This window comes from Haloplanus ruber, assembly GCF_024494725.1.
GTDB lineage: Archaea > Halobacteriota > Halobacteria > Halobacteriales > Haloferacaceae > Haloplanus > Haloplanus ruber.
Genome location: NZ_JANHDK010000001.1, coordinates 1,340,160 through 1,355,933, shown reverse-complemented (window position 1 = coordinate 1,355,933; position 15,774 = coordinate 1,340,160). Strand labels below are relative to the sequence as shown.

Genomic DNA, 15,774 nt, shown 5'->3' with positions numbered 1-15,774 from the left:
GGTGCAGAACCGGACTGACTCACGGCTCATCAACGCCGTGCTGTACAGCCTTCTTATTTTACGTATGATATTACAGCGGTACCGCGACAATATCATAGCCTATGATATAAGATCTGGCCAATCTTCTTATACGCCCCTATGGCTGGTCGTATCTCTCGGTACTGCTGTCGGAATCAATTGGCACGCCAGCGTAGGGTGTGTTGGATCATACTCCGTAGGCTGTCTTAGATCATACACCCTCACAGGGTATCTTGGATCATACATCCTGGAAGCTGTCGGGGGATCACCAGCTGCCGCTCTCTTATCAGTCCTATTTCTCTCGCTGATTGCGGACACTCAGACCAAGCTCGGAGATATAGATCCCGATGGCTCAACAATAGAAGACAATCTGACCGATGTAGACTCGTGGATATCTTCTATAGCAGATCGAGTCTATGGGTACGTTCGTCAAAGTCAGACGGATGGAGACGAATCAGCAAGCATCGAGTCACAAAAACAAGAGGCTAGTAGAGCTGCAAAAAACGAGGGCTACAGTGATCCAGTTTTCTTCGTGGACAAAAATCAATCAGGATATACATTTGAGCGTGAGGGTTTTCAAAACCTCATTAATGCGCTCGAACGAGAGCCCCGACCCGTCGTTCTAGACCGTATCGATCGTCTTGGGCGCGATACGCTTGAAACGGTCTACATCGCAGCTAAGATTCACTACGATTATGACGTCCCCATCATCACGGCCGAACACGGACATTATGAGTTAGACAAGATTGAGGAGCAGCTTGATCTGGTTCTGAATGCGATTATTGCAGGAAAATCAGTTGAAAACAGAATTCGAGCGGCCTGGAATTCTATCCGCCTGCGCTTTAGCGACGATAGAAAGTGGAAGACATGGTTCAACAACGTCCCCGTTGGATATCAATCGGATAATGAGGAGTGGATCGAGCCCGCACCGCACGCAACAGAAGTCATTACGGCAACGATAAACGATTTGCTTGAAACTGAGACGCGCACGGAAACGATTGCCAAGCTAAAAAGTGCGGGCAAGAACGAATTAGTCGGTGACAAGCAATCGAGAGACTCAGGTGACAAAATAACTTTAGGTGAGATCGAGGCCGAAAAGATTCAGGAAGTGTTCGATAGGTCGGATTATACTCTCACAGAATTTGATAGTTCGAGACTCAAACGTCTATTGACGAATCCCTTGCTAACTGGGGAAGTGCGTTACCCGCGAAGTAAGCCCTACGAAGAGCAGACTGCTATTGAGGATCCCACGCTTCAGATTGTCGATCAGGAATTGTTCGATGAGGTGAATGAGTTCCTTGAACAAGAGGAGAAGAAATACAGCACAGATGCAGAGGACAGTATCACAGTAGACGGTCTTGCAGACTATGGAATGCTGTTGTTAGCCATCGACGTAGTAGATGCCATCAAGCCAGTCTGTCCACAATGTAATCGCGGAATGGTACGAAACGGAGAAGATACTAATCATCCACTAGAGGACGGTAGAATCGCCCATTACTGGATATGTCCGAAATATAAAGAAGAGGGGGCAGAGGCTGACTGCCAGCGAAAGGTTCCGTACAAAAACGAGTGGGAGGCAATACAGAACGACCTTGAAGAAGCCTATACTGACCGTTCGGATATTGTCCTACTGAAGGTATGTCCACCGAAAGACTGAGATTCAGTCGATTGCGTTCCGAGTGTAGTACTCGAACACCTATCGAGTAGATTCTCATCTCGCCGATATTGTTGAATAGACCAGATAGCTCTGCTCCACCCGTCGTGAGCTACCAGTAGAGTGCAACTTGGCGGAGCAAATCTTCACGGAGGGCGACAGGGAGGTTGCCCGAATCACTTGGTTGCGTTAACGAATGAACCAAGACCACTTTGTATCACCTCCCAGTTCTTGAAGTCTATCTTCTACTACATCCAGTGATCTTCAAACAAACTGGTGTGGGCCGATTGATCTGATAGATGTACTGTCAAGATAGCCTTGCCTCAGCAGACCGTGCCGAAACGATATGTGCTCACCCAGGAATTCAAGCCTACATCGTCGGTCAGTCTCGGCACGATCACGAAGATCTCTGCCTGAAGTGAACGACTAACGGTCAAGGGCGAAATTCGGTTTATTCGAACTTTTGTAGTATACGCTTTCCTTGATCAGTCACGCGAATATACTTTTCCGCATCTCTGTAGTAGTGGTCGTCGAGAGCCGACGAAAGATACTGATACACCTCTGAACCACCGGCGAGCCCCCACCGATCAGCTAGTTCACTATTTGATGTGGGTTGTAATTCGGCGATATCGGCGAGCCGCGACACGTCTCTTCTTGAGAGGCATTCCGGTAGTTCCATCTCCGGTTTTTTTCGTTGATCATCGGTCTTTCCCACGGTTCCACCACTTGAGTTCATCTGGCCAGGGTCTCGTACTCTGTCCTCCGCTGCCATTCCAAGTCGAGCTGTTGGTGCTCGTAAGCGGGCGATTTCGATCTTTTTGCCATTCTCGGACCCAGTCACGACGAGTTCATGCGAGTCCGGAGAGATCTCAAAGGCATCTCCCTCAACAGTTCCGGCTTCGATATCGATGATCGTCTCTTCGTCGCCGACAGCAACCAACACATCTTCAGAGTTACTAGTTTCTCTCCTCACGTAGTGGGGATTGTACCGAATGTCGTACACCAGGGCAGGATCTGCTTTCTGACCATGGTGTACCACGGGTAAATTCAGTTCCGTGCGTAGTTCGTGCGACAGATCTATGTGATCTCTTCCAAGGGAGTAGACAGCAAAGTAGGGCCGGTCTGCGGGAGCGATAAACAGCACATCGATCACTCCACCCTCGAACGCTCCAGTAAAGTTGGCAGTGAATTCTTCGAGATGATGCGTGACTCCCTGCCCCATCGCTTCGAGTAGTGATAATCCATCCGCAACTTGGAGTTCCTTTGGGAACACGTAGACGTCAGCAGCAGGCCCGTTTTCCCCCTGGACCGACACTCGAGCCTGTGGAATTTCGCCTTCCGACTGTGACTCGGTGAACTCCGTCTTCCACACCTTGTCAGCCACTTCGGGAACAAATTCCGTTTCGAGAGCGTAATCGACAGGCACTGCTTCCACGATCTCGCATGGCTCTTCGGCATCGAATTCTAACGTGTCTCCATTATCTGTATCACCAATCGTACCATGAACGCAGTAGCCGACTCTCAGTGCGTTGAGGATAGTCTGGATCGATTGCGGATATCCAGAGTGTGTGACTTCCATGACGTCTCCGAGCTGATTCTCCATATCCTCTCGGGACGACGGCCACGGTTCGTTCGCGAAGGCCATATCACCGACATCACGTAGTATTAAATTCCCATCATTATAGCCAAGCAGCCGGTAATGACTCGTTTTCGTGTTCGAGACTGCCTTGCCCGAAGTCACCTCTGTTAGGAAGCCATTGGGGCCACAGCTCCTCTTCGGAACGTCATAGGGTACTCGCTCTTGAGCATCCCACGCGACTTGGCAGAGTAAACAGAAAAAATACTCGCCTTGTTGAACGTCTCTCTCCGTCAGTTCCGAGAAAGTCAGGTCTTGATACGAATCAAGTGGAGACGAAGACCCAATTCCACACTCTGGGCATTCGCTTGAATCTCTATCAGAAGACACAGTGATGCTTCTTTCTGAGTGTTTTTATATCCACATACTTATAAATGTCATATTATTCAGATATATTTAATGTGTGTATGAGGATGAGTAAATACGGCAAACCTCAGCAACGAAACAGCGATGATTCATGCTGTTATTTTCTGCTCCGCTCGGGCAGAATGTCATCCGTCGTACTCAACAATGAGTGATTAGTTCCGGGTAGTTCCGCTATTCACGAGTCTTCCAAATATTCTGAATATTGAGTGGTGATCTTCTTTATATATCGGTTTTTTCGGTCCTTCGACATCGGTTGACGTTTCGACTCTTTGCCCGACTGAAACCGAGTACGAACCGCAGTTACCTTCTCGAAAAGCGACTCCGGGAGTATTTGATATTCTTCCACATATTCGTGTATCCCGGCAACGGAATATTCTCCGATGTATAATTGATTCTTTAAGATCTCGCCGACGGCATACGGGGTCCACTTCGATTTCCGATACTCAAGACGATTTTGAGCATTCAACTCTTCGGCCAGATTTGGCATGGACTGGACCTCTATGTAACGCGTGAAAATCTCTCGGACAAACTCTGCCTCTGGCTCCACAATTTCCAAGGTTCCGTCATCTTGTTTTGTATATCCAACTGGAGGGTTGTCATTCGGCCATTTGTGTTCCAAAGCTAACGCTCGCAATCCCATCTGTGAGCGCTGTTTTATTAAATCCCGTTCCAACTCTGACGCAGACGAAATACTCCGAAAATTAAACCTCCCAGTCGGGGTAGTCGTGTCAATTTGCTCGGTCACACTATGGAGGCCAACCTCCCAGTCGCGAAGGCGTTGTTCCAATTTCACGGCATGCATCAACGATCTCGAAAATCGATCCAACTTCCATACCAATACTACGTCGAAGCAGTCCTGTTCGGCCGCTGAGAGTAGCTTCTGGAACATCTCGCGGTCGGTATCTTTCCCACTCACGGCCTCATCTCGGTAGACATGAGAAACGGTCCACCCTAATTCGTCGCATCGCTGCCAACACTGCCGCACCTGTTCATTGAGCGAATAACCATGCTGCTGTCCAGGTGACGATGTTCGGGCGTATATCGCGGCAGTTAATCCTTCTGCAGTCTGAAGCGGCGCGGTACTCTGCATCCCGAAAGCCATCCCGTTGGGTGATTGTTCGCTCATTCGACTACCTCACTCCGAAAATCCGCTAGCCGTACACGAATCGTTTCCTTCGTAACCCCCGCTATTTCCGCAATAGTCCGTTGGGTCACATCACCATCAGCGGCAAGGTAAATCGCAGCGCCTGCAATCCCTACTGGATGAACTCCTCTTTGCTCAGCGTCTGGCAACTCCTGCACCAATTCAACCGCTTCAGTTTCGATTTCAGATCCGAGTTCAGTATCTGAACAGAGAAAGGGAACGTAGGATGCTGGAGGGGTCTCGGTGAATCCTCGATCGAGTTCTTCCTGAAAACACCGAAGAGCACGTTTCACATTTTTAGCTTCGAGATTGGCAGCGCGAGCGACGCGTTCAGTTGGACGCGGATATCCAACTTCTCTGGACCCAATACAGACGGCAGCTGCGACCGTCAGTCGGGTACGCCGTCCATCGGTTAGATTCTCTATCGCGGCGGACGCATACACATCCGCAGTTCGAGAACGAATCTCAGTCGACAGAGAAAGTTCATCGCGTACCGCTTCTACTTCCTCAAGTGCGGTTGCAATCTGCTGTTCCGTACTGTTCGTCACAGAATAATAGGTAGTCCACGAGTTTGAGGTTGTGCCACCTTCCTCATTCGAGTCATTGAGAGGGATTTGCGGATCAGCGGAAGTGCCAACAGCAAACCCACAGGTAGTACAAATCGGAGCCGGAATTCCGGAGGGCGTGTCTAATTCAGATCCCCCGCAAGCAGGACACTCGTCAACGGATTGATTTCCATCTGACTCGCCGGTCGAGGCTGTCGTTTGAGTGGGATTCTTACTCATGTTCGACCCCACATCAGATGCAACAGCCATCTTTTCCAGCGATCGGCGAGATACCACCAATCATTTTGTTTCATTTTTGTCACCTCTATTGATCTGATCATCCGGGTTTGGCCCATGGAGCAAGCTAACGGATCCGTCCTCGGCACAGCGAGGACACCGTGGTGGCTGTGTGACATCTCCATCCCACCCGAGAGCATCCCACGCGTACGTTCCAAAGCACTGGGGACACTCCCAGTCATAAACGCCATACTTGTTTGCTAACTCTTCGTACTCAAAGGCGAGTGAAGGCGTGAGCTTCGCATTCGAATAGGCCTCAAGATATTCGATAAGCTTCTCGCGAGGATATGCGGTAAATCTCGTCAACAGACCGGCAGGCCCTTTTTCCGAGAAGTGCCTGTTGCCTTCGCCACACCGTTCACAGTAGGAACAGAAGTCACACTCCCATCCCGTCATTGGATCGGCAGGCGGCAATCTCTGGTTGATTCGATACTCGGTATGATCGACAGCCCACTCAAGCACGATATCTCGCCAAAAGTCAGCATCAAACTCAACATGGAATGTCGTGATGTCCAGTGACCTTCTACTTCCGTACAGAATGACCCCCGTCGTGAGATCAATATCGAATTTTTCGGAAAGCCCGACTAGGTACGCGTGTAGTTGTGCGCGGTGTGCACGATTGGGAGATGAGAGATCCTTGACCGAGCGCTTCGTTTTGATTTCTGTTGGGAGAATTGGGCTGCCGTCTGCATCAACGATAACAGGGTCAGTTTCGCCCTTGAGCTGGAGATCGTCAGCAGATGTTTCGATAGTATAGTCAATCCAGATCGAATTCTGAACGTATGTGTTCTGGCCGGTGACTGCATCTCTCAGAAACGGAAAGATGATTTCTTCCTCAAACTTTGACCCGACCCAGAAGATTCCGTCTGGGTCAGGTTGTTCCTCAGGTGCGTTGTAGTCCTGGTAGAACAGCCGACGGTGACATCGGAGGAGTTTGCTTGGACTGTGTCTCTCCGGATCCGGAACGTGATCTGATTCATTAAAATATGGCGTCCCATTTTCGATGTTCTCCCGATATTGCCGCTCCTGATACCAATCACGGAATGTCTCCGAAGACAGAGCTCTTTCCAACTGGCTTTTGTTAGCTTGCTCGCCGATGGGAACCGACCGGTGTTCCGAAGCCATTTTGCCTCACCAACGGTAGCCATCTATTTGCTCAATCGGCTATTGTGGTCCGTTAGCATGGTCTGGCTGGTATCCACTGGTCAGCGCCAGAAACAGCTCGACTGTGGTTGCATTATTTTCAACCAGAATCACGGATAGGTCGAAGTTTTCTCCGGTCGACACCGTCTGTCGATTGGAGTCATAGATGATTATCCCGGCCTCCGAAAGAGTAGGTAAATGCGTTTGAGAAAGGGCATTGTAGGCATTCCGGTAGGGTTCTCCAGAGACCTTCGATCGAGACATATCCTGTTCAAAACTAGCTACTTCTCGGGCAAGCTCTCGAGTTGTGACCTCTTTGTTGCGGTTCTCCCGCAAATGTCGGATGATACATCGTCTTCGTGTCGCTCGCAAAGCATGGTAAAGTACGGACAGAAACTCATTGGGTTGGGGTGATCCGTTCATGATTGATCTCAATCCGTATGTTGATTCAATCGAATCTTGGAATCTGTGTGATACTATAGAGCACTCAAACACAAAAATCTAGGTCTGATAGTATCTGATATTGTGTCTACAGACACGTTCGCATCGGCTCTTAGGCCTGATTTTTCCTATTGATTAGCAAATGCGTCCTCGTATCGACTGGATGACTCAAGCCGATGAGCGTATTTTGGAGTTCCTCTTTGAGAAGGAGATTATTGCTTCTCCCTCAGTAATCGCAGCTAATATCGACTATACTGGAGAATACATCTCTCGACGGTGTCGAAAGCTAGCCGATGCCAGCCTTCTACAGCGGGTAGACGCATCGAACTATCGCTTGACGACGCTTGGTGAGAAATTTCTCACGGGAGAAGCAGATGCAGATGAAATACAACAAGGAGACTCTCCATCATAGTAAAAACACGACTGACCTGCGGAGACAGAAACTAACAGCCACTGCCAGTAGCTAGTGCTGTAATTGGACTCACCCTGACTGAACAGTAGCCGAGGAGATCGATCGCGCGGTCAAGACAATCCAATCGTTCCGGAAAACAGCGCAAATATCAAACGATTCTCTTAGGAGTTTTTCGAGAGATTCATCCGAACCATGATGGTGAGCCAAGAACCGAAAACGCAGGACGGCAGTGGAATAGTAATTTCATCGCAATCGGATTGCCCTGAGCATTTGGTGAAAGACTAAGGTCCTCATCGGCCGAAATCACCAGACAGCGGAAGGATAAGTATGCTCCGACAGGGATTCGAACCCTGGTCATTGCCGTGAGAGGGCAATATGATTGGCCGGACTACACCATCGGAGCGCACCGCCTACCGGTCGTCGTCGCCGTCACGTCGTCTACATTGTGAGCGAGGGACCGGTCGGTTATAAACTCTGTTCTTTCCATCGACGGCGGCGAGGGCGGCCGGTTCGACCCGGCTCGAATCGGGGCCGACACCACGGCTCCGATGTGGGACCCGTCGGTCGGATCGCCGCGAGGCGGAGAGTAAAGGGTCTCCGCGACGAGGGGTCGGACGACTATGAGTCTCGAAGACAGCGCGACGGTCGTGACCGGCGCAAGTTCCGGCATCGGGGAGGCGACAGCCCACGAGTTCGCCAGCCGCGGTGCGCGGGTCGCCCTCGCCGCGCGGAGCGAGGACCGACTGAGTGCCATCGCCGACGATCTCGAACGGGAGTACGGCGCGGAGACGCTGGTCGTCCCGACGGACGTCCGCGACGAGGCGGCCGTCGAGCACCTGATCGAGGCGGTCGTCGACGCCTTCGGCGGGCTGGACGTCCTCGTGAACAACGCGGGACTGGGCCGGGGTGGCGAGGTGGCAGACCTCTCAACCGAGGATTACCGGGCGATGATGGACACGAACGTCGACGGCGTCTTCTTCGCGACGCGGGCGGCCCTGCCGCACTTGGCGGCCTCGGACGGCAACCTGATCTTCGTTGGTAGTTTCGCCGGACAGTACCCCCGCCCTGGTAACCCGGTGTACGCCGCGACGAAGTGGTGGGTTCGCGGGTTCGCCCACGGGGTCGAGGGACAGGCCGGACCGGACGGCGTCGGCGTCACCGTCGTCAACCCCACCGAGGTCCGGACGGAGTTCGGCGGCGACGATGGCGAGAGCTTTGCCGAGCGGTTCGAACCCGGCGAGGTAACCGAACCCAAGGAGATTGCCGACGCCATCGGGTTCGCCGCCGCGCAGGATCACTCGACGGTTCACGAAATCGACGTCTTCCGTCGAGACAAGTTCGACGGCTGGTAGCGTGATCACGGACTCTCGGCCGTTGCGACGCCAGCCTCGGGGACGACGCACTTGAGTCGCTGTATCCGGCGGGCCGCGACCTGTCGCGTCGGATAGGCGTCACCACTCGTCGCGAGGACGGTGCCGTCGTCGTGGAGGGTCCAGCGAAACGCGCCTGCGTCGGTCTCGACGATCCGAAAGGTCGGGCCGGTCATGCGGACGGGGAGGAACGCCACGGTGAAACGCCTTGTCCTGCCGTCGCCCTACGAGAGCTGTCTGGACCACCAGCGGAGCCAGTCCGACAGCGGCCCCCGTCTCCCGTCGACGTGGACGCGGACGGTTCCGTCGAGTTGCCAGCGGGCGAACTCCGACTCGGAGTCCATCCGAAGCGGTACGTCGACGGTCACGTCCTCGAAGGAGCACTCCAGATCCTCCTCGCGGTCGATGGCGGTGTCGAGTACCTCGTCGACGAGATCGAGCCACGTCTGTTCGTCCGCCGTCTCGGTCGGGAGATTCCCGGACACATCCTTCGACATCACCTAGGCGTGGTGGCGGCGGTGGCTTGTATCTTCGCCTCGACCCGTGCCCGCCGGAGTCCGCGCCAAGTCACTCCTCGCCCACGAGTGTCCCGCGCATCTCGTCGGAGAGGGTGGCCACCGTTCGGGGGGCGGTCTTGAGTTCGTCCATGACAAACCGGGAGGAGGTTTCGTCGACACCCTCGACGCTGACCATCTGCTCGATCAGCCGGTTCATCTGCGAACGGTCCTGCACTCGGGAGATAGCGACGAAATCGACGTCGCCCATCGTGTAGTACAGTTGTTCGACGCCGTCGATGTCGGCCAGATCCGTGCCGACGTGTTCGGAGTATCCGGGTTCGTGGACTACGGACACCTCGGTGATCGCGATCATGCTGAGACCGAGCGATGTCGGATCGATGTCGGCTGTGACGCCGTCGATAACGCCCGCGTCCTTGAGCTTGTTCAACCGGTAGTGAATCGCCGAATTCGAGAGACCGAGTTTGTCGGACAGTTCCTTCAGGCTCACGTCGAAGTCTTCGTCGACACACTCCAACAGTCGGAGGTCGGTCTCGTCAAGCTCGTCGGGCCCCACCCAGTCGTCCGAGTCCATCTCCGGCATGATCGTTCCTGACACTGCACACACTAATATTTTATCGAATTTTCACCGATATCGGGAGCAGATTCGAATAACGTCCGAAATATTGCCGGATCATTGCTCGGTCTCTCGTCGTCGGGAGTGGTCGGTGGCTGCTCCGCCCGTGGCGACCGTCACGCCTAACAGAGGGGACTGCGACCGGCCGGTATGCATCCCACCGTCGAATCCTTCGTCGAGCGGGCACACGAGCGCCACGGAGTCGACGTCGACGTACACGAGTTCCCGGACGGGACGAAGACCGCAGCGGCAGCCGCGGAGGCCGTCGACTGTCGCGTCGGCCAGATCGTCAAAAGCATCGTCATGCAGGTCGGCGACCAGCCCGTTCTCGTCCTGACCAGCGGGGCCAACCGCGTCGACGAACAGGCGCTGGCCGCGGCGTTCGACGCCGACCCGGACCGGGTCCACACCGCCGACGCCGCGACGGTCAAGGAGACGACCGGGTGGAGCATCGGCGGTGTCCCCCCGTTCTGTCACGATGCCGATCTGCCGACGCTGGCCGACCCCGCCTTCGAGGCGTACGACACCCTCTGGGCCGCGGCCGGGACGCCGGAGACGGTGTTTCCGCTGCCGACGGCGACGCTCGTCGACGCCACCGATCCGCGGTTTGTCGACGTCTACGAGTGAGCGAGTTGGGAGCTTGGCCATCCCAAGCGCTTTGACTGGGCGCGTTCGAACGTGTATTGATGCCGACTCCCAACCCCGGCCGCGCGCCGGGGCTCCTCGAACTGTTCGAACGCCGTCGACTCAACGCCGCTCTCGGGTGGGCGTTCGTCGGCGTCCTTCTCGTCTCTGGTGCCGTCGCGGTGGCTAGTGGCCGCCCGCTCTGGGCGGGCTTCACCGTCGCGCTCGTAGCCCTCGCCGTCGCGCCGGCGGTCGGCCTCCGCCGCGTCGACGCGATGGTTCCGTGGGAGGTGTTGGCACTCGCGTCCGTCCCGGCGCTGGGTCGCCTCCTCGTCATCGGACAAACCGTCGGCGGCGTGACGCTCACCGGACGGATCACGACGTACGTAGCCGTCGCGGCCGCCGCGCTCATCATCGCGGTCGAACTCGACGTGTTCACGCCGGTGCGGATGACTCACTCCTTCGCGGTGCTGTTCGTCGTCGTCGCCACCGTCGCCACCGCGGGCCTGTGGGCCGAGGCGCGCTGGCTCTCGGATACGCTGCTCGGAACGGCCATCCTTCTCGACGGGCGACCGGAGCACGTCGTCGAAACGGCGCTCATGTGGGACTTCGTGGCCGCGACGGTCGCCGGCGCCGTCGCCGGCGTCGTCTTCGAATACTACTTTCGACGGTTCGCCGACGTCACGCCCCGCTATCCAACCGAACACGCGACGGGTGAGGAGGTGCGGGACTGATGCGCCTGCGGGAACGCTTGGGCCTGAGCGAGCGCCACCAACGACGGCTCTCCCGAGCCATGCAGTTGACCCTCGTCGGGTTCGTCGGCGTCGGCGTCTACGAAGGCAACGCCGGCATCGTTGTCAACGCGGCCATCGGCTTCGGCGTGACCCAGTTGCCCGCGATCCTCGAACGCGACTACGGGATCCCGATGGACACCGCGTTGACCCTCTGGATCACCCTCGCCGTGTTCCTGCACGCCTTGGGCACTGCCGGCCTCCCGGGGGCGTCGGTCAACCTCTATCGGAGCGTCTGGTGGTGGGACCACCTCACCCACACGCTATCGTCCTCCATCGTCGCCGCGGCGGGATACGCAACCGCCCGCGCCATCGAACTCCACTCCGACGGCGTCTCGCTGCCCGACCGGTTCATGTTCGTGTTCATCCTGCTTTTCGTCCTCGCCTTCGGCGTGTTCTGGGAGGTCATCGAGTTCAGCGTCGCGAGCGTCGCCTCACTTTCGGGGACACAGAGTGTCCTCACGCAGTACGGTCTCGGGGATACGATGCTCGACCTGCTGTTCGATACGCTCGGCGGCGTCGTCGTCGCGGTGTGGGGGACGGCCCACCTCACGGATCTGGTGGGCGTGCTCTCCGCGCGGTTCGGGAGAACGGACGCTTAGCGCTCGTCGAGGGCCTGTGCGACCGACACGGTGACGAAGGCCGCCGACGCGACGACCGCGTACCCCAATCCGGGCACCGCGGCGAAAGGCGTCACACCGACGGCGGCCAACCCGACCGGGACCGCAACGGCGGCAGCGACGACGAGATATCGGCGCCACCAGGAGACCGGATTCGGTTCGCTGACGGCGTCCAGATACGCGAGACAGTCGTCGGCGCCGTCAGCGAGTTCGACCCGTCCCGCTCGCCGGTCGTAGGCGACGATATCCCGGTCGGCGAGCTTAGGGAGGTGCATCTGATAGAGAGCGGTCTGGACTCGCTTGCGTTGCTTGTAGGTAACTTCGTCGGGCGAACAGTCGTTCTCGATGGCCGCGATGTGCTCGCTCAGTTCACGCAGGTCGACCGGCTCCTCGCGGTCACGCAGGTAGATGATGACCTCGCGGCGCCGTTCGTTGCGGAGCATCGAGAACAGCGCATCCCGGGAGAGGCGGTCGGGGTCGGTCGAATGGAGTTGTGGCGACATCGCTCACCCCATCCGCGCCGCTCCGGCGACCGCCGCTCCCCACTCCCCTCGATTCATGATAGTACACCCACACCCCGCCGTCATAGTGTTACCCCCTGCACCCACGCCGCGACCCCGCAGACCGGCGCGGTAGCACCGCTTCGGTACGCATCACGTGAAAGACGATGGGGGTGTGACTCACACTGTGAGCGACAGGCGCCGACAGAACCAAGCGTTATCCCGGTGGAGCGGATAGCCGAACCGATTCATGTCAGGGGACTCACCCGCGGCGGTGTGGGAGCTCGTAGCTCGGCGCGCCGCCCTGCTCGACGAACTCCAAGACGGGCCGCGGGAGAAGCGGACGCTGGTGTCGGCGCTGTCGGTCTCGCGGTCGACGGTTGACCGTGCGGTGACCGAACTCTCGGCACTCGGTCTCGTCGCCGACGCGGATGGCCGGGTGCGGTCGACCGCCGCCGGCGACCTCGTCTCGACGCTCTACCGGGACGCCACCGCGGGTGTCGACGAATTGCTGACGCTGGCGCCGTATCTGGACGCCCTCGACGACGTGTTCCGCCCGCCGCCCTCATTTTTCGGCGAAACGACGGTCGTGACGGCCGACGACGACGCGCACGCCCCCGGAGAGCGCTTGGTCGAAGCGTTTCTGACGGCCGACCGATGTCGGCTCGTCCGTGGGACGATCAGGCCGGTCTTTGCCGCCGAGGTGCGCGAGCGGATGTTCAACGGCTCGCTCGCAATCGAGGTGGCCCTCTGCCCGGACTCCGTCGAAGTCATGCGCTCGTATCACGGCACCGACCTCCAACAGGTACTCGACCTGACACACGTCACAGTCCGGGCGTACCCCGACTCGCTTCACTCGGGGCTGTTCTTGTTCGAGACGGACGGTGCGTCGAGCGTCCGACTGTCGATCCACGACCGGACGACCGACCGCGTTCGCGTCCTGCTCGGCACGGACCGTCCCGCGGCGGTGGCTTGGGCCGAGCGCACGCTCCGCGAGGCTCACGAGCGGTCGTCGCCGGTCACGGCGGAGCCGTCGTAGGCGGCACAAGCGACTTGCGTCGTCCCCGACAATCGCCGCGCGATGGTCCACCGTTCCCTCCGCACCGCTCTGTGTAGCGTCGTCGGCCTCCTCGCCGGCGTGACCCTCGGCCCGCTTCTCGCACCCGATCCCACCGGCCTCCTCGCGGCGGCGCTCGCCGTCGTCGCCGCCGTCGCCGTCGGCGGCGTGCTGCACCGCTCAACCTGGCTACGGACCGCCGAGTGAGTGGTACCCCGGTCGGGACGTGGATTTAAGGTGTCGCTGAGCGAACGTCTTCCCGGAGTGCCTGACCCATGGTTTTCAAGAAAATCACGCTGATCGGCCGGAGTCCGGACAGTTTCGACGACGCCGTCGACGACGCCATCGACCGCGCGACGGTGACGCTCGACCGTGTCAAGTGGCTGGAAGTCGAGCAACTCGGGGTCGAGATGGCGGGCGTCGAAGACCGCGAATACCAAGCCGAAGTCGAAGTGGCGTTCGAACTCGAAGGGTAAGGGTCGTCGCCCGCTCCGTCCCCGGGTCGACGGCCACCTGAGTGGCCGGATCGCACAGGTTAAAACCGCGCGGTGAGTTTGTTGGCGTCATGACGCTGGTGGTCGTCCCGGTCCGGTATCCGCTCAGTAGCCACTCCCGCGCGACGCTCGCGGAGGCCATCCGGATCGCCGAGGACCGCGATGCCGACCTCACGGTGATGCACGTCGACCTCTACCAGGAGAGCGGCGAGGTAACGCGGACGGACCTGAAACGCACCGTGGAGGCGGAGTTCGGCCGCGTCCCGCGGTCCCGCTACGTGGTGCGCCGGGGCTTTCTTGTCGAGGAAACGATCCTCGACGAGGTGGCCGCCGAGGGCGCCGACGTGGTGGTCATCGGCTCGAAGCAGGTCGGCCGGTTGCGCCGCACCGTCGCCCGCTTTCTCGACGAACCCGACATCGACCAGTTCCTGCGCGAGCAACTCGACTGCGACGTGGTTACCGTCGGCGGGTAGTCACTCCGGTGTCGACCCGTCCGCGTCGGCAACGACGTCCGCTTCCTCGTATCGGGTCGTCACGGCGTCGGCGCCGCGGTCGGTCGCCGGCGGTGGCTGGGACCCGTCCTCGACGGCCACGCGCGCCTGGCCGCTCGTCTCGTCGAACAGTAGGTGCTGGTGAGGGTAGGCAATCTCGACGTCGACGTCGGCGAGGTTCTCTCGGATGCGCTCGCGGACGTTGGATTCGATCCGCGGAATCTTGTACGGGGTCCGCACCCAGAACCGGAGGACGAGACGGACGCCGTCGTCGGCGTAGGCCCCGATCAGACAGGTCGGCTTCGCCGGATAGCGGGCGCTCCCGACGCGGATGTCCGGCCCACCCTCGATGACGTCCTCGCAGTTGCGAGCGGCCCGCTCCATGATGCGGCGAGCGGCGTCAAGGTCTCCCTCGTAGGTGACGAGAAGCGAAATCGAGAGCCGCGTTCGCTCGTCCTCGGCGGAGAAGTTGGTCACGTCTCGCTCGCGCATCTGGGCGTTCGGCACCACGAGAAACGTGTTATCGAGCGTGAGGATCTTCGTATACCGGATCGTGATGTCGTCGACGAACCCACGGCGGCCGTCCTCGAGTTCGATCATATCGCCGATCTCGTAGGGGTTGTCCGCCAACACGAACAGGCCGCTGACGACGCTGCCGACGATTGGCGCGAGGACGATACCGAGGACCGCCGAGAAGACGGTCACCGAGAGGACGATGTCGCCGATGCCGAGACCGACCATGCTCGCCGCGATCAGGACCGCGGTCAGCACCGTCGAGACGCGCAACAGCCCGAGCACCGTCTGGGCGACGCTCTGTCGCTGGAAGCGTCGGGCTACCGGACGGCCGAGCAGGCGCACGAGGAACTTCGAGAGGACGACCCCCGCGGCGACGACCAGGCCGGCGACGACGGCTCGCACGGTGGCGAACGACCAGAGCCACCGCAGCCACTCCACGGAGCCGACCGGTGGTGCTGCCCCCGCCAGCGCGACCGCCCCGAGGTTCATGTTCGTCCCTCACCGTCACCGAAAAAAAGCGTTTC

At 58.1% G+C, this 15,774-nt stretch carries 20 protein-coding genes and 1 tRNA gene; 10 read left to right on the top strand and 11 right to left on the bottom strand.

The window, feature by feature from the left end; genetic code table 11:
- The first annotated feature begins 1 nt into the window (after position 1).
- A complete protein-coding gene (locus NO878_RS07280; protein WP_256405295.1) occupies positions 2 to 1,675 on the top strand; it encodes a recombinase family protein in 1,674 nt (557 codons plus the stop codon).
- 448 nt (positions 1,676 to 2,123) lie between these two features.
- Here the strand turns inward: NO878_RS07280 and NO878_RS17270 are convergent, their stop codons facing one another.
- The 5 genes from NO878_RS17270 to NO878_RS17265 form a co-directional block, all read right to left on the bottom strand.
- Positions 2,124 to 3,275 (bottom strand): DUF5797 family protein, encoded by a 1,152-nt coding sequence (locus NO878_RS17270; protein ID WP_256405294.1) that lies wholly within the window; start codon positions 3,273 to 3,275, stop codon positions 2,124 to 2,126.
- Between the two features lie 574 nt (positions 3,276 to 3,849).
- Entirely contained in the window at positions 3,850 to 4,800 is a 951-nt protein-coding gene (locus tag NO878_RS07270; RefSeq protein WP_256405293.1) for a recombinase family protein, read from the bottom strand.
- Positions 4,797 to 5,603 carry a transcription initiation factor IIB family protein gene (locus NO878_RS07265; RefSeq protein ID WP_256405292.1) on the bottom strand — a complete coding sequence of 269 codons (807 nt, stop codon included), beginning with the start codon at positions 5,601 to 5,603 and terminating at the stop codon, positions 4,797 to 4,799. Before NO878_RS07265 ends, NO878_RS07270 begins: the two co-directional genes overlap by 4 nt.
- Positions 5,604 to 5,663: 60 nt before the next feature.
- The gene (locus tag NO878_RS07260) at positions 5,664 to 6,785 is read right to left on the bottom strand and encodes a CRISPR-associated protein Cas4 (protein WP_256405291.1); all 1,122 of its coding nucleotides are present in this window, start codon (positions 6,783 to 6,785) and stop codon (positions 5,664 to 5,666) included.
- Between the two features lie 39 nt (positions 6,786 to 6,824).
- Complete coding sequence (locus NO878_RS17265) at positions 6,825 to 7,226, bottom strand: DUF7344 domain-containing protein (RefSeq protein ID WP_424020084.1); 402 nt, start codon at positions 7,224 to 7,226, stop codon at positions 6,825 to 6,827.
- Positions 7,227 to 7,386: 160 nt separating this feature from the next.
- Between NO878_RS17265 and NO878_RS17260 the strand changes: the two genes are divergently transcribed.
- Positions 7,387 to 7,656 carry a MarR family transcriptional regulator gene (locus NO878_RS17260; protein ID WP_379824108.1) on the top strand — a complete coding sequence of 90 codons (270 nt, stop codon included), beginning with the start codon at positions 7,387 to 7,389 and terminating at the stop codon, positions 7,654 to 7,656.
- A 328-nt stretch (positions 7,657 to 7,984) separates the two neighbouring features.
- On the opposite strand, the gene NO878_RS07255 is transcribed toward NO878_RS17260, so the two are convergent.
- Positions 7,985 to 8,059: transfer RNA gene (locus tag NO878_RS07255), tRNA-Glu, on the bottom strand.
- Between the two features lie 217 nt (positions 8,060 to 8,276).
- Here NO878_RS07255 and NO878_RS07250 point away from each other — a divergent pair.
- Positions 8,277 to 9,008, top strand: a complete 732-nt coding sequence (locus tag NO878_RS07250) for an SDR family oxidoreductase (RefSeq protein ID WP_256405290.1) — start codon at positions 8,277 to 8,279, stop codon at positions 9,006 to 9,008.
- A gap of 5 nt (positions 9,009 to 9,013) precedes the next feature.
- Here NO878_RS07250 and NO878_RS07245 read toward each other — a convergent pair whose 3' ends face one another.
- From NO878_RS07245 to NO878_RS07235, 3 genes are all read right to left on the bottom strand, one after another.
- Positions 9,014 to 9,202, bottom strand: a complete 189-nt coding sequence (locus NO878_RS07245) for a DUF1508 domain-containing protein (protein WP_256405289.1) — start codon at positions 9,200 to 9,202, stop codon at positions 9,014 to 9,016.
- 48 nt (positions 9,203 to 9,250) lie between these two features.
- Positions 9,251 to 9,523: a hypothetical protein gene (locus NO878_RS07240; RefSeq protein WP_256405288.1), complete on the bottom strand. Its 273-nt coding sequence runs from the start codon at positions 9,521 to 9,523 to the stop codon at positions 9,251 to 9,253.
- Positions 9,524 to 9,593: 70 nt separating this feature from the next.
- Positions 9,594 to 10,124 carry an Lrp/AsnC family transcriptional regulator gene (locus tag NO878_RS07235; RefSeq protein ID WP_256405287.1) on the bottom strand — a complete coding sequence of 177 codons (531 nt, stop codon included), beginning with the start codon at positions 10,122 to 10,124 and terminating at the stop codon, positions 9,594 to 9,596.
- 183 nt (positions 10,125 to 10,307) lie between these two features.
- On the opposite strand from NO878_RS07235, the gene NO878_RS07230 reads away from it, so the two are divergent.
- Genes NO878_RS07230 through NO878_RS07220 form a run of 3 tightly spaced genes read left to right on the top strand, consistent with a single transcriptional unit; the run spans position 10,308 to position 12,174 of the window.
- Complete coding sequence (locus tag NO878_RS07230) at positions 10,308 to 10,784, top strand: YbaK/EbsC family protein (RefSeq protein WP_256405286.1); 477 nt, start codon at positions 10,308 to 10,310, stop codon at positions 10,782 to 10,784.
- A 59-nt stretch (positions 10,785 to 10,843) separates the two neighbouring features.
- The gene (locus tag NO878_RS07225; RefSeq protein WP_256405285.1) at positions 10,844 to 11,515 is read left to right on the top strand and encodes a hypothetical protein; all 672 of its coding nucleotides are present in this window, start codon (positions 10,844 to 10,846) and stop codon (positions 11,513 to 11,515) included.
- Positions 11,515 to 12,174: a DUF2238 domain-containing protein gene (locus NO878_RS07220; protein WP_256405284.1), complete on the top strand. Its 660-nt coding sequence runs from the start codon at positions 11,515 to 11,517 to the stop codon at positions 12,172 to 12,174. Before NO878_RS07225 ends, NO878_RS07220 begins: the two co-directional genes overlap by 1 nt.
- Here NO878_RS07220 and NO878_RS07215 read toward each other — a convergent pair.
- Positions 12,171 to 12,695, bottom strand: a complete 525-nt coding sequence (locus NO878_RS07215) for a DUF7344 domain-containing protein (RefSeq protein ID WP_256405283.1) — start codon at positions 12,693 to 12,695, stop codon at positions 12,171 to 12,173. The genes NO878_RS07220 and NO878_RS07215 overlap by 4 nt on opposite strands.
- Positions 12,696 to 12,942: 247 nt before the next feature.
- Between NO878_RS07215 and NO878_RS07210 the strand changes: the two genes are divergently transcribed.
- From NO878_RS07210 to NO878_RS07195, 4 genes are all read left to right on the top strand, one after another.
- A complete protein-coding gene (locus NO878_RS07210; RefSeq protein WP_256405282.1) occupies positions 12,943 to 13,731 on the top strand; it encodes a helix-turn-helix transcriptional regulator in 789 nt (262 codons plus the stop codon).
- Positions 13,732 to 13,773: 42 nt separating this feature from the next.
- Entirely contained in the window at positions 13,774 to 13,956 is a 183-nt protein-coding gene (locus NO878_RS07205) for a hypothetical protein (RefSeq protein ID WP_256405281.1), read from the top strand.
- A 68-nt stretch (positions 13,957 to 14,024) separates the two neighbouring features.
- Complete coding sequence (locus NO878_RS07200; RefSeq protein ID WP_256405280.1) at positions 14,025 to 14,225, top strand: dodecin; 201 nt, start codon at positions 14,025 to 14,027, stop codon at positions 14,223 to 14,225.
- Between the two features lie 89 nt (positions 14,226 to 14,314).
- Complete coding sequence (locus NO878_RS07195) at positions 14,315 to 14,716, top strand: universal stress protein (protein WP_256405279.1); 402 nt, start codon at positions 14,315 to 14,317, stop codon at positions 14,714 to 14,716.
- Here NO878_RS07195 and NO878_RS07190 read toward each other — a convergent pair whose 3' ends face one another.
- A complete protein-coding gene (locus NO878_RS07190; RefSeq protein WP_256405278.1) occupies positions 14,717 to 15,739 on the bottom strand; it encodes a mechanosensitive ion channel family protein in 1,023 nt (340 codons plus the stop codon). It lies immediately after the preceding gene.
- Between the last annotated feature and the right edge of the window lie 35 nt (positions 15,740 to 15,774).

Excerpts from the sequence above, each read along its gene's own strand:
- NO878_RS17270 (WP_256405294.1), bottom strand. The coding sequence starts at position 3,275 with ATGGAGAATCAGCTCGGAGACGTCATGGAAGTCACACACTCTGGATAT.
- NO878_RS07270 (WP_256405293.1), bottom strand. The coding sequence starts at position 4,800 with ATGAGCGAACAATCACCCAACGGGATGGCTTTCGGGATGCAGAGTACC.
- NO878_RS07265 (WP_256405292.1), bottom strand. The coding sequence starts at position 5,603 with ATGAGTAAGAATCCCACTCAAACGACAGCCTCGACCGGCGAGTCAGAT.
- NO878_RS07260 (WP_256405291.1), bottom strand. The coding sequence starts at position 6,785 with ATGGCTTCGGAACACCGGTCGGTTCCCATCGGCGAGCAAGCTAACAAA.
- NO878_RS17265 (WP_424020084.1), bottom strand. The coding sequence starts at position 7,226 with ATGAACGGATCACCCCAACCCAATGAGTTTCTGTCCGTACTTTACCAT.
- NO878_RS17260 (WP_379824108.1), top strand. The coding sequence starts at position 7,387 with ATGCGTCCTCGTATCGACTGGATGACTCAAGCCGATGAGCGTATTTTG.
- NO878_RS07250 (WP_256405290.1), top strand. The coding sequence starts at position 8,277 with ATGAGTCTCGAAGACAGCGCGACGGTCGTGACCGGCGCAAGTTCCGGC.
- NO878_RS07245 (WP_256405289.1), bottom strand. The coding sequence starts at position 9,202 with ATGACCGGCCCGACCTTTCGGATCGTCGAGACCGACGCAGGCGCGTTT.
- NO878_RS07240 (WP_256405288.1), bottom strand. The coding sequence starts at position 9,523 with ATGTCGAAGGATGTGTCCGGGAATCTCCCGACCGAGACGGCGGACGAA.
- NO878_RS07235 (WP_256405287.1), bottom strand. The coding sequence starts at position 10,124 with ATGCCGGAGATGGACTCGGACGACTGGGTGGGGCCCGACGAGCTTGAC.
- NO878_RS07230 (WP_256405286.1), top strand. The coding sequence starts at position 10,308 with ATGCATCCCACCGTCGAATCCTTCGTCGAGCGGGCACACGAGCGCCAC.
- NO878_RS07225 (WP_256405285.1), top strand. The coding sequence starts at position 10,844 with ATGCCGACTCCCAACCCCGGCCGCGCGCCGGGGCTCCTCGAACTGTTC.
- NO878_RS07220 (WP_256405284.1), top strand. The coding sequence starts at position 11,515 with ATGCGCCTGCGGGAACGCTTGGGCCTGAGCGAGCGCCACCAACGACGG.
- NO878_RS07215 (WP_256405283.1), bottom strand. The coding sequence starts at position 12,695 with ATGTCGCCACAACTCCATTCGACCGACCCCGACCGCCTCTCCCGGGAT.
- NO878_RS07210 (WP_256405282.1), top strand. The coding sequence starts at position 12,943 with ATGTCAGGGGACTCACCCGCGGCGGTGTGGGAGCTCGTAGCTCGGCGC.
- NO878_RS07205 (WP_256405281.1), top strand. The coding sequence starts at position 13,774 with ATGGTCCACCGTTCCCTCCGCACCGCTCTGTGTAGCGTCGTCGGCCTC.
- NO878_RS07200 (WP_256405280.1), top strand. The coding sequence starts at position 14,025 with ATGGTTTTCAAGAAAATCACGCTGATCGGCCGGAGTCCGGACAGTTTC.
- NO878_RS07195 (WP_256405279.1), top strand. The coding sequence starts at position 14,315 with ATGACGCTGGTGGTCGTCCCGGTCCGGTATCCGCTCAGTAGCCACTCC.
- NO878_RS07190 (WP_256405278.1), bottom strand. The coding sequence starts at position 15,739 with ATGAACCTCGGGGCGGTCGCGCTGGCGGGGGCAGCACCACCGGTCGGC.